This window comes from Vibrio tapetis subsp. quintayensis (assembly GCF_030409945.1).
GTDB classification, from domain to species: Bacteria; Pseudomonadota; Gammaproteobacteria; order Enterobacterales; family Vibrionaceae; genus Vibrio; species Vibrio quintayensis.
Genome location: NZ_JAUFQV010000028.1, coordinates 204,434 through 217,426 on the forward strand (window position 1 = coordinate 204,434; position 12,993 = coordinate 217,426).

8 protein-coding genes and 2 pseudogenes are annotated in these 12,993 nt (G+C 44.4%); 2 read left to right on the forward strand and 8 right to left on the reverse strand.

Features of this window, described 5'->3' with window-relative positions:
* Positions 1 to 45: 45 nt before the first annotated feature.
* A complete protein-coding gene (locus QWZ04_RS14335; protein WP_290328956.1) occupies positions 46 to 2,451 on the forward strand; it encodes a glycoside hydrolase family 94 protein in 2,406 nt (801 codons plus the stop codon).
* A gap of 86 nt (positions 2,452 to 2,537) precedes the next feature.
* Positions 2,538 to 3,950 carry a phosphoglucomutase/phosphomannomutase family protein gene (locus QWZ04_RS14340; protein WP_290328957.1) on the forward strand — a complete coding sequence of 471 codons (1,413 nt, stop codon included), beginning with the start codon at positions 2,538 to 2,540 and terminating at the stop codon, positions 3,948 to 3,950.
* Between the two features lie 123 nt (positions 3,951 to 4,073).
* Here the strand turns inward: QWZ04_RS14340 and QWZ04_RS23565 are convergent.
* From QWZ04_RS23565 to acnB, 8 genes and pseudogenes are all read right to left on the reverse strand, one after another.
* Positions 4,074 to 4,289, reverse strand: a pseudogene (locus tag QWZ04_RS23565) (TOBE domain-containing protein); the annotation flags it as partial.
* Positions 4,290 to 4,366: 77 nt separating this feature from the next.
* Positions 4,367 to 5,105: pseudogene (locus QWZ04_RS14345) on the reverse strand (ABC transporter ATP-binding protein); the annotation flags it as partial.
* A complete protein-coding gene (locus QWZ04_RS14350; protein ID WP_290328959.1) occupies positions 5,105 to 6,730 on the reverse strand; it encodes an ABC transporter permease in 1,626 nt (541 codons plus the stop codon). The pseudogene QWZ04_RS14345 and the gene QWZ04_RS14350, both read right to left, overlap by 1 nt.
* An 86-nt stretch (positions 6,731 to 6,816) precedes the next feature.
* The gene (locus tag QWZ04_RS14355; protein ID WP_290328960.1) at positions 6,817 to 7,830 is read right to left on the reverse strand and encodes a Fe(3+) ABC transporter substrate-binding protein; all 1,014 of its coding nucleotides are present in this window, start codon (positions 7,828 to 7,830) and stop codon (positions 6,817 to 6,819) included.
* Between the two features lie 152 nt (positions 7,831 to 7,982).
* On the reverse strand, positions 7,983 to 9,212 hold the full coding sequence (locus tag QWZ04_RS14360; protein ID WP_290328961.1) for an ammonium transporter: 1,230 nt from the start codon (positions 9,210 to 9,212) through the stop codon (positions 7,983 to 7,985).
* Between the two features lie 18 nt (positions 9,213 to 9,230).
* Entirely contained in the window at positions 9,231 to 9,569 is a 339-nt protein-coding gene (locus tag QWZ04_RS14365) for a P-II family nitrogen regulator (protein WP_290328962.1), read from the reverse strand.
* A gap of 178 nt (positions 9,570 to 9,747) precedes the next feature.
* The gene (locus QWZ04_RS14370) at positions 9,748 to 10,116 is read right to left on the reverse strand and encodes a YacL family protein (RefSeq protein WP_290328963.1); all 369 of its coding nucleotides are present in this window, start codon (positions 10,114 to 10,116) and stop codon (positions 9,748 to 9,750) included.
* Positions 10,117 to 10,310: 194 nt separating this feature from the next.
* A complete protein-coding gene (gene acnB, locus QWZ04_RS14375; protein WP_290328964.1) occupies positions 10,311 to 12,908 on the reverse strand; it encodes a bifunctional aconitate hydratase 2/2-methylisocitrate dehydratase in 2,598 nt (865 codons plus the stop codon).
* Positions 12,909 to 12,993 lie beyond the last annotated feature (85 nt).

Below are 12,993 nucleotides of genomic sequence, written 5' to 3' on the forward strand. Positions count from 1 at the left end.
GTAGCGGCCAATGCATTACCGCCCAACTTAAAAGGAAATGAAGCAATGAAATACGGCTATTTCGACAACGACAACCGCGAATATGTCATTACACGTCCAGATGTACCTGCACCTTGGACTAACTACCTAGGTACGGAAAAATTCTGTACCGTAATTTCGCACAACGCAGGTGGGTATTCATTCTATAACTCACCCGAGCATAATCGTGTTACTAAGTTTCGTCCAAACGCTTCATTTGATCGCCCAGGGCACTACGTTTATTTGCGTGATGACGAAACCGGTGATTACTGGTCTATTTCATGGCAACCAGTGGCAAAAAGCCTAGACGAAGCAAGTTATGAAGTTCGTCACGGCTTGTCTTATTCCAAATTCAAATGCGAATACAAAGATATTACCGCTACTAAAACTCTATTTGTTCCAAAGGGCGAAGACGCCGAAGTTTGGGATGTTGTATTAAAAAATACCGGTGATAAACCACGTACTATCAGTGCATTTTCTTTTGTAGAGTTTTCATTTAGCCACATCGCATCGGATAATCAGAACCACCAAATGTCGTTGTACTCAGCGGGAACAGAATACAAAGATGGCGTTATTGAATACGACTTGTACTACAACACCGATGACTTTGAAGGCTTTTATTACCTAGCCTCAACCTTTGACCCAGACAGCTACGACGGCCAACGTGATAACTTCCTTGGCATGTACCGTGATGAGTCCAATCCAATTGCGGTGGAACAAGGTCGTTGCAGCAATAGTGCACAAACGTGTTACAACCACTGTGGTTCACTGCATAAGCAATTTGTTATCCAACCTGGTGAAGAAATTCGTTTTGCTTACGTGCTCGGTATTGGTAAAGGTAATGGCGCTAAACTACGCGCTAAATACCAAGACTTAACCAAACTTGACGAAGATTTCGCAGGCATCAAACAACACTGGGACGAGCGCTGCAATAAATTCCAAGTCACGTCGCCAAACGAAGGCTTGGATACCATGATCAACACGTGGACGCTTTACCAAGCCGAAACTTGTGTGGTTTGGTCTCGTTTTGCTTCTTTCATTGAAGTTGGCGGTCGTACTGGCCTTGGCTATCGTGATACGGCTCAAGACGCCATTTCTGTACCGCATTCAAATCCAGAAATGACACGTAAACGCTTAGTAGACCTACTCCGTGGGCAAGTAAAAGCGGGCTACGGCTTACACCTGTTTGATCCAGACTGGTTCGATCCTGAAAAAGCAGACGTTGTGCCATCCAAATCACCGACCGTTGTTCCAACACCAAGTGATGAAGATAAGATCCACGGTATCGAAGACACTTGTTCTGATGATCACCTGTGGATCGTCCCGACCATCTGTAAATACGTAATGGAAACCGGTGAAGAGAGCTTCTTCAACGAAGAAATTCCATACGCTGATGGCGGTATCGCTACGGTTTATGACCACATGAAAGCGGCGCTAAACTTCTCTGCTGAATACGTTGGCAACACCGGTATTTGTAAAGGTTTACGTGCTGACTGGAATGACTGTTTGAACCTAGGTGGTGGCGAATCATCAATGGTGTCTTTCCTGCACTACTGGGCATTGCAAGAGTTTGTCGATCTAGCAAAACATTTAGGTCGCCATGATGATGTCGATACTTACACCACAATGGCAGAAGGCGTTCGCCAAGCCTGTGAAACTCACTTATGGGATGAAGAGGGCGGCTGGTACATCCGTGGCCTAACGAAAGATGGCGATAAAATTGGTACCGCTCAACAAACTGAAGGTCGTATTCACCTTGAGTCAAATACACTAGCCGTGCTCTCTGGTGCGGTATCTCAAGAGCGTGGCGAGATTGCCATGGACTCGGTCGATGAGCACCTATATTCCGATTACGGCTTACACCTAAACTCACCATCGTTCTCGACACCTAATGATGACATCGGCTTCGTTACTCGCGTTTACCAAGGCGTGAAAGAGAATGGTGCTATCTTCTCGCACCCTAATCCATGGGCTTGGGTCGCAGAAGCAAAACTGGGCCGTGGCGATCAAGCGATGAAATTCTACGATGCGCTTAACCCATACAACCAAAACGACATGATTGAAACTCGCTATGCAGAACCTTACTCATACGTGCAGTTCATCATGGGACGAGATCATCAAGATCATGGCCGTGCCAATCACCCATGGCTAACAGGTACGTCAGGTTGGGCTTACTTCGCCGTAACCAACTTCATTTTAGGCGTACGTCTAGGATTTGACGGTCTGATTGTAGACCCATGTATCCCAACAGACTGGCCTGGCTTTGAAGTTCGTCGTGAATGGCGTGATGCGGTCTATAACATCAAGGTTGAAAACCCTGACTCGGTAAGTAAGGGCGTAAAAACGTTACTACTAAATGGCCAAGCCATTGAAGGCGCGATTCCAGTACAACCTGCTGGTAGCGTGAATGACGTAACGGTTATTTTAGGTTAATTACTTTGAGGGGAGCACTTCTCCCCTCCTCTAGTGCCGATAAAAAATTGGCACAAATAGCAACGCGAGAGAAATAGGATTTTATTATGATCAAGTTCGGTACCGGTGGCTGGCGCGCCTTTATCGGTGAAGAGTTTACCAAGGACAATGTCTGCCTTGTGGCTCAAGCCGTCGCCAACATTATGATCGATGAAGCAGTATCAGATGAAGGTTTTGTTGTCGGATTCGACCGACGTTTCTTGTCTGATAAAGCTGGGCGGTGGTTCGCGCAAGTTCTAGCTGCAAATGGCATTCAAACCAGTTTCATAGACAAATTTGTTCCAACTCCAATCGTCATGTTCAAAGCGAAGGAAATGGGGTGTGCCTACTCGGCTTGTATCACCGCATCTCATAACCCTGCCGACTATAATGGCATTAAGGTGTTTATTCGTGGCGGCCGTGATGCTGACGAAATCATCACTGAAAAAATTGAAAGCCAAGTTGCACATCTCACACAGAAAGATGTGAAATCGATAGACTTTGAAGCCGCCGTTGGCAACGGTTCGATACTGGTTATCAACCCAATGAACGAATTTGTCGATTCAATCATCGACTTCATTGATATTGAAGCCATCAAAAAAGCCAATTTGCGCGTGCTGATTGACCCTATGTTCGGCGTAGCAAAGAATGCTCTGCAAACGGTATTAATCAACGGTCGTTGTGATGTCGACGTGATCAACGATGGCAAAAACCCTGACTTTGGTGGCCTAATGCCCTCACCGAATGCCGCTACTTTGTATTTACTAAAGCACCTTGTTGCGGCAGAAAAATACGACATTGGCATCGGTACCGATGGCGACGCTGACCGCTTAGGTATTATCGATGAAAAAGGTAACTTCATTCACCCTAACGAAGTGCTAATTTTGTTGTATTACTACTTGCTTGAGTACAAAGGCTGGAAAGGCTCGGTTGTGCGCAATATCGCCACCACTCACCTATTAGACAAAATCGCCCATGCCCATGGTGAAAAGAGCTTTGAGGTTCCAGTAGGCTTTAAGCATATTAGCTCCCAAATGGAAGCCGATGATTCGCTAATTGGCGGTGAAAGTTCTGGTGGTTTAACCATTCGAGGCCATATCAAAGGTAAAGATGGCGTTTTTGCTTCTAGTCTTTTAGTCGAAATGATCAGTGTTACTGGCAAGAAATTGTCGGAAATGCTTGATGAGATTTACGCAAAATATGGTTATGCCTACACAGCAGAAGGCGATTGCACTTTCAAAGCTTCAGAAAAAGACGCGCTGTATGCTCGTATTTATGTTGAAAAACAACTACCTGAATTTGAATATGAAATTGAGCGTGTTAGCTATGAAGACGGGGCGAAAGTCTACTTCAAAAATGGCGGCTGGGTTATTGCCCGCTTCTCAGGTACAGAGCCATTACTACGAATATTCGCCGAAATGGCCGATCAAACCACCGCTGAGAAGGTGGTAAATCAAGTGAAAGCGTTCCTTTCATTATAGTGGTGACGGTAACATCGCGCTGTATCGATGTCGCCCTCTCACCCTTTGGACATCGTTTTTAGCTGGTCACTAAAAGCACTCCCTATAGGTCCATTGAGCCCAGCAATTTTGTTGGGCTTTTTCTTAGGAAAAAATCAGCGCGCCTTGAGTCTCTATTTTCACGTTAACACTCTGTCCAACGCATAACGCTTCGCATGAGCTGGCGAGTAACCGAATACCATGAGCCTCAATCACGTAACGACAATGGTCGCCCATAAACTGTTGCTCTAATATTTCGATGCCACTATCGGAAGACGCACTGATATTCACATGTTGTGGTCGTAATAATAGCTCGCAGTTTTGCTCTTCGACTAACGTATTTCCTGCATCGCTCTCCAACTCCCCAAAAACCGTTAAGAAACGCTTATTGCCCAACGCTTTAGCAGGTAAATAGCTACCACCACCTAAGAAATCTGCCACAAATTTACTTGATGGTTGAAAGTACAACTCAGCAGCAGTACCAAATTGTTCGATGACACCGTTATTCATTACCGCCATTTTATCTGAAAATGCGAACGCTTCTTCTCGGCTATGAGTAACAAATATAGCCGTCACACCTTGCTGCTTAAATATTTTACGGATCTCACCGATCAACGTATGACGTACCTGGGTATCAATATTAGAAAACGGTTCATCTAGCAATAGTAAATCCGGCTTATATGCCAATGAGCGTGCGATAGCGACTCGTTGTTGCTGACCACCAGACAGTTGATGAGGGTAACGCTCGCCAAGCCCTGTTAGCTTCACCAAATCGAGCATGTCATTTACTTTCTGATTACGCTCAGTACTAGAGAGTTGGCGTAAACCAAAGCCAACATTGTCAGCGACAGTGAGATGTGGAAATAGCGCATAATCCTGAAAAATCATACCGATGTTGCGTTTTTCCGGTGCAAGCCAACGCTTTCCATCATCAAGAGTTAGGCCCCCCAAGGTCAGTTTTCCTGAACTAAGAGGAAGCAAGCCAGCGATGGCTTTCAGCAAAGTCGTTTTACCACAACCACTGGCGCCTAATAAGCACACTATCTCGCCTTGCTCAACCTTCAAAGATAAGGATTCAAGCACCGTTAATTCTTGGTATTGGCAGGTAAGATTTTGAACAGCCAAAGCAGTACTCATTAGTGGTCTCTCTCTAAAGAACGGTTGACGACGATCAGTGGTATCAGCCCTACAAGCACGAGTAAAACTGCAGGAAGCGCTGCTAATTCAAGGTGCTCATCGGAAGCAAAATTAAAAACATAGGTCGCAAGGGTTTCAAAGTTAAACGGTCGAAGCAGTAACGCTGCATTAAGCTCTTTCATTGATTCAATAAATACCAATAGCCCCGCGATTAAAGCACCTCGTCTGACTAGTGGCAAATGGACACGCTTTAACATTTGATTGGCATTGCAGCCCATCGTACGTGTCGCCATATCTAAAGATGGGGAGACTTTATTTAGATTACTTTCAATACTACCAATGGCCACCGCAGAGAAGCGGACAACCATAGCAAAAATTAATGCGAACATAGAGCCTGAGAATATCAACCCAGGCCTGCCCCACTCCATATACTTAGCAATATCGTTAACCATATGGTCCATTGAAATGACAGGTGCCATTACTCCGATAGCCAACACCGTGCCAGGAACCGCATACCCCATAGAAGATAAACGCATGGCAAGCACGCTGCCTTTTGACTGGTTTATGCGTTGATTAAAGTTCACTACCAAAGCAATAAACACAGCAATCACCGCTGCCGTTATCGACACATAAAGACTATTTAGCGCATATTGACGAAATTCAGCAGTCCAGCTTTGGTCAAAGTACTTAAAAGCATAAATGCACAGTTGCATTAACGGAAAAGTAAAGGCAACGGAAACAAGCCCCCAGCACCACAGTAATGCGAGCCATTTTTTCGTCCCCGTTAATGTGGTTCGTATATCTTCATGGCTACTGTATTGGCTTTGGAATAGCTTTTGCTTTCTTCGGCTATAGCGCTCACTAGAAAGGAAAACAATGACAACCACCAGCATCAATGCCGATATTTTAGCGGCTGCAGTGAGGTTAGAATAACCAAGCCAAGTATCATATACCGCGGTTGTTAACGTATTGACCGCAAAATAACTCACGGTTCCAAAGTCACCGATGGTTTCCATGGCAACTAGAGACAAACCCACAGCAATTGATGGCCTAGCTAATGGTAAAGAAATGCGCTTAAAGGTCTCCCACGGAGAACACTTTAATAATCGAGCGGATTGCAGCAAAGAAACGTTTTGTTCCATGAATGCCGCTCGAGCTAACAGATATACATAGGGGTAGAGCACAAGAGACAGAACAAAAATGGCGCCAGGAAGCGTCCTTAAATCAGGGAACCAGTATTCACCAGGCCCCCATCCCGTAAGATTTCGGAGCATCACCTGAACAGGGCCAGCAAAATCAAACCAATCGGTAAAGATATACCCCACAATATAACCGGGCATCGCCAACGGCAAAACCAAAGCCCATTGCAGTATTTTTTCACTCGGCAATTTACACATTGCCATGAGCCATGCACTAGGCACCCCCATCAGCAATGAGAGCAACATAACACCCACAACTAACACTACCGTATTGTAGGCATAGGTTGGCATGACCGTGTTGAGTAAATGGTGGAACAGATCGTCTGCGTCCCCCATGGATTTATAGAAGATCGCTAAGATCGGCAAAACCAGCAGTAGAGCAAAGCTCCCACTGCTGGTTTTCCAAAGATTATGTTTTTCTTTCATTGCCTACAAACTACAAAAAACATGAAATCAACTTTCATGTTTTTAGAAAACTAAGGGATATAACAAGTATATCCCTTAATGGTGCATTAAAGGTCAAATTTCACTTCATCAAGAAGTTTAATTGCCGCGCTGTGATACTCAGCAATTTTATCTAGAGATAAATCATCTGCACGGAACTCGCCCCATGAAGCAACAAGCTCAGATGGTGCTACGCCGGCTTTAACTGGGCTCTCAAAGTTCACTTCAGCATACATGCTCTGTGCTGTTGATTCCGTTAGAAATTCCATCAGTTTTTGAGCATTATCTTTGTTTGGCGAGTATTTAGCCATTGCCATGCCACTGATGTTTACGTGAGTACCTTCCGCGTTTTGGTTCGGGAAGTTAATGTATACCGCATCAGCCCAAGCTTTTTGCTCTTTATCGTTAACCATTTTACCAAGGTAGTAGCTGTTACCTAAAGAAACGTCACATAGACCTTCTTTGATAGCTTTAACTTGACCGCGGTCGTTGCCTTGAGGTTTACGAGCTAGATTAGCTTTTACGCCTTCCAACCAAGCTTTTGTTTCTGCTTCACCTTTGTGAGCAATCATCGCAGAAACTAGAGATACATTGTATGGGTGCTTACCACTACGAGTACAAATTTTACCTTTGAACTCTGGAGTTGCTAAATCAGCGTAAGTGAAATCATCACCCAACTTACCAACACGATCACGAGATGAGTAAACGGCACGAGCACGAGTAGTAATGCCAAACCACTGATTGTCTACATCTTGGTACTGAGCAGGAATATTCGCTTCAATGATTTTACTGTTTACAGGTTGAACTAGATCTTTATTTGAAAGTTCTGCAAGACGGCTGATATCAACCGTTAAGATAACGTCAGCTGGGCTGTATTCGCCTTCTTGAGCTAACTTTTCTGCTAAACCTTTTTTGGCGAACTTCACGTTTACTTTAATGCCCGTTTCTTTTGTAAACTCGTTGAACATAGGCTCAACAAGGAAAGGTTGACGGTAAGAGTAAACATTGACTTCGTCTGCAGCCATAGCTTGAGGAGCTAGAACACCACATGCAACAGCGGCTAAGGTTAGCATTTTTTTCATTAGTTCAATCCTTTATAAAAATGGTAATGATAAGGCTTATCATTTGTTTTAATTATATTGAATTTTAGTAGCCATGCAATAATTCATTGGCTTAAAAAGCAAAAAAACCTGCTCTATTGAACAGGTTTATCACATTTAAACGTAACTAAATATTACTTTACACTGACGAACTCAGGGTAAGCACCAACACCACAGTCGTGCACATCCATACCTTCTAGCTCTTCTTCTTCTGTTACTCGAATACCCATTGTTGCTTTCAAAACAGTCCATACTGCTAGGCTTGCACCAAACACCCAAGCAAAGATAACTGCCGCACCAAGTAGTTGAGCACCAAATGTCGCATCAGCATTGCTGAATGGCACAACCATCAGGCCGAAGAAACCACACACGCCGTGTACAGAGATAGCACCCACTGGATCATCAATTTTAATTTTATCCAGAGCAACAATAGAGAAGACAACCAAGGCACCTGCCGCTACACCAATGCTAACCGCAACCAGTGGAGATGGAGACAGTGGGTCCGCAGTAATCGCAACAAGGCCAGCCAACGCACCGTTCAGTACCATTGTTAAGTCAGCTTTACCCCACGTTGTTTTACACACAAGTAGCGCTGCGATTGCACCTGCTGCTGCTGCTGCGTTCGTGTTAAGGAAAATTTGACCAACAGCGGTTGCGTTTTCAAAATCCGATAGCATCAATTGTGAGCCACCGTTAAAACCAAACCAACCGAACCAAAGGATGAATGTACCTAAAGTAGCAAGTGGCATATTAGAACCCTGAATTGGGTAAATCTCACCATTTTTGCCGTATTTTCCTTTACGTGCACCTAACAGTAATACACCGGCTAATGCTGCAGCAGCGCCCGCCATATGTACGATACCAGAGCCTGCAAAGTCGCTAAATCCTGCTTCAGATAAGAAACCACCACCCCAAGTCCAGTAACCTTCCATTGGATAGATAAACGCGGTTAAAATCACAGAGAAAATAAGGAATGACCAGAGTTTCATACGCTCCGCAACCGCACCAGATACCACTGACATTGCCGTTGCAACAAAGACTACTTGGAAAAAGAAATCCGACTCTAACGAGTGATCCGCGCCTTCAGCTTGAGTACCAATCAAGGCACCAATCGACGGTAACCAACCGCCTTCTCCATTATCAACATACATGATGTTATAACCCACAACTAAATACGTAGTACAAGCAATGGCGTATAAACAAAGGTTTTTGGTGAGTATTTCTGTTGTATTTTTTGAACGAACCAAACCAGCTTCAAGCATGGCAAAGCCCGCCGCCATCCACATAACCAACGCACCGGAAATCAGAAAGAAAAAAGTGTCTAGTGCGTAACGAAGTTCAGTAACAGTAAGCGAAAGTTCCATATTCTTGTCCTCTAATCCTTATAATGCTTCACAATCCATTTCACCCGTACGAATACGAATGGCGTGGCTTAGGTCATAAACGAAAATCTTTCCGTCGCCAATCTTGCCGGTATGTGCCGCTTTCGAAATGGCTTCCACTATGCGATCAACATTATCTGCTTGCGTTGCAATTTCTAATTTTACTTTTGGCAGAAAATCCACTTGGTATTCCGCTCCACGGTATAATTCAGTGTGGCCTTTCTGACGTCCAAAGCCTTTAACTTCACTTACCGTCATACCCTCTATACCTACATCTGCAAGAGCTTCTCTTACGTCATCCAGTCTGAACGGCTTTATAATTGCGTTTATCAGTTTCATAGCATCCTCACTTAATTTGAATTTCCTTTTCCTTTACTTTAGTAATCCAAATTGCATGCCAACTATTTAACCCATTGTTTTAAATAAGTTTAGTTAAAAATGAGGCGCTAAAACCAAAAAGGGCCGCACCAATATGGTGCGGCCCCCTCACTAATTTGTGGCAAGAATGTTAAATAAGTTAATAACGCTCTATAAAGGTGCGCCATGCAGTAATCGCTTGAATCAGGTCCTCAAACCCGCAAACAGAGATGCTCTCTTCATCATAGAAGCTCATAGCATCTTCTAGCTCACTGTCGTCTGTCGCAAATAAAAAATTGGCCTGAACAAGTGCTTCATTCTCTTGTAATACCAAGGTCAGCTCCTCGCCAACTAAGCGCCACTCTTGAGCGTTATCTTTGTGGCTAACGAGCTTTGCCAAAATCAGTTCCATTTTCGACTTGTCTTTACCCAACTCTTCAATAAACCAGCGGCCTAAAACTTCGTGCCCCATAGAGAAACGAACATGATAGCTACCATCTAACGTGTTTTTCTTAAAATCGTAATCCATAGCGACCTCTATAACGTTTGTTTCTCGGTGGCAGAACAGCCTGTCACCTATTAAGTGGGCACACATTGTCGCGATCCACCTAAAAAATGCAACCATCAAAACCAAAAAAGCGCTTCAATTACGAAGCGCTTTTGTTTTTTGCTTTAGCCTTTAGCCTTTAGCCTTTAGCCTTTAGCCTTTAGCCTTTAGCGATATTATGCTGGCTCTTGAAAAATAACCGTATCAGCTTTTTCTGTGTATTCGCCCATTTGATGGAAATTTAGGTAGCGATACGTATCCGCAGCGGTTGCATCAATCTGCCTTGCGTACTCAAGGTACTCTTCTTTTGTCGGAATTCGACCTAGAATCGCACCAACGGCCGCTAATTCAGCGGAAGACAAGTAAACATTCGCCCCTGTACCTAAACGGTTCGGGAAGTTACGAGTCGACGTTGACATCACTGTCGCCGCATCAGCTACACGAGCTTGGTTACCCATACATAATGAACAGCCAGGAGTTTCAATACGAACACCAGCACGGCCGAAGATACCGTAGTAGCCTTCTTCCGTTAGTTGATCTTTATCCATCTTAGTTGGTGGAGCGATCCACAAACGTGTATTCAACTGACCATTAAACTTCTCAAGCAGTTTACCTGCAGCACGGAAGTGGCCAATGTTGGTCATACAAGAACCGATGAATACTTCGTTAATTTCTGTGCCTTGAACATCAGAAAGCAAACGAGCATCGTCTGGATCATTTGGTGCACAAAGAATTGGTTGGTCAATGTCAGCCAAATCGATTTCAATAACGTGCGCGTATTCTGCATCACCATCAGCTTGCATGAGATCAGGTTTAGCTAACCACTCTTCCATACCAGTAACACGACGCTCTAGAGTACGACGATCCCCATAACCTTCTGAAATCATCCACTTCAACATGGTGATGTTAGAATTTAGGTACTCTTCAATAGACTCTTGAGACAGTTTAACGGTACAACCCGCTGCACTACGCTCGGCTGAAGCATCAGACAACTCAAAAGCTTGCTCAACACTTAAGTGCTCAACGCCTTCAATTTCTAGTACTCGACCAGAGAATTCGTTGATTTTACCCGCTTTCTCTACTGTCAGTAAGCCTTGCTTAATGCCGTAATATGGAATCGCATGAACCAAATCACGCAATGTAATGCCTTCTTTCATTTCGCCTTTAAAGCGAACAAGAATAGATTCAGGCATATCTAGAGGCATAACCCCTGTCGCCGCAGCAAACGCGACTAAACCAGAACCCGCAGGGAAAGAAATACCCAGAGGGAAACGAGTATGTGAATCACCACCTGTACCCACGGTATCAGGAAGCAACATACGGTTTAGCCATGAGTGGATAACGCCATCACCAGGACGAAGTGAAACACCCGCACGATTCATAATGAAGTCAGGCAATGTGTGGTGTGTGTTTACATCAACAGGTTTAGGGTATGCCGAGGTATGACAGAAAGACTGCATAACCAAATCAGCAGAGAAACCTAAACACGCAAGATCTTTAAGTTCATCACGCGTCATTGGCCCAGTCGTATCTTGAGAGCCAACTGTCGTCATTTTTGGTTCACAGTAAGTGCCAGGACGAATACCTTCAACACCACATGCTTTACCTACCATCTTCTGAGCAAGCGTGTAACCTTTACCCGTATCTTCAACCTCAACAGGACGACGGAAAACTTCAGACGGCTCTAGACTTAGAGATTGACGAGCACGGTCAGTAAGGCCACGACCAATGATCAGTGGAATACGACCACCAGCACGTACTTCATCGATTAATACATCGGTTTTCAAACCGAACTCAGCTAAGGTTGCGCCTGTTTCGTGGTCACACACTTTGCCTTCAAATGGATAAACGTCAATCACGTCACCCATGTTCAGTTTCGTTACGTCAACTTCAATTGGCAATGCGCCAGCATCTTCCATTGTGTTGAAGAAGATTGGTGCAATTTTGCCGCCAAGAACATAACCACCAGCACGTTTATTTGGTACGAATGGAATATCATCCCCCATAAACCACAACACTGAGTTAGTTGCCGATTTACGAGATGAGCCAGTACCAACAACATCACCAACATAGACTAATTGATGACCTTTTTCTTTCAGGCTATCGATTTGTTTTAATGGGCCAATAGCGCCATGTTGTTCAGGTTCGATACCTTCACGCTCATTTTTAAGCATAGCAAGTGCGTGAACTGGAATGTCTGGACGAGACCAAGCATCAGGTGCAGGTGACAGATCATCAGTATTTGTTTCGCCTGTCACTTTAAAGACCGTAAGAGTGATCTTTTCTTGTAGCTCTGGCTTTGATAGGAACCATTCTGCGTCAGCCCAAGATTGAAGTACTTGTTTAGCTGAGTCGTTACCTGCTTTCGCTTTTTCTTCTACATCGTAGAAAGAATCGAACATCAGCAAAGTATGAGAAAGGGCTTTGACTGCGATTGGAGCAAGCTGAGCATCATCAAGTAGGCTAATTAAAGACTCAATGTTATAGCCGCCTTGCATCGTACCAAGCAATTCGGCCGCTTTTTCACGACTAACTAGTGGTGAAGTAACGTCACCAGTAGTAATTGCTGTAAGGAAACCTGCTTTTACATACGCAGCTTCATCAACACCAGGGGGAATGCGGTTCTCAAGTAGGTCGAGTAGTACCTCGCCCTCACCTTGAGGTGGATTTTTCAGTAATTCAACAAGTCCTGCGACTTGTTCTGCATCTAGGGGTTTAGGGACAACTCCTTCTGCGGCACGCTCTGCGACGTGTTTACGGTAGGCTTCAAGCACAACTCATTCCTCTCATTGCGGTTTACCCCAGTGTAATGGGCATAAACATCCTTGGAAAACTTGGCTACCTTGCCGGTCTAAAGAT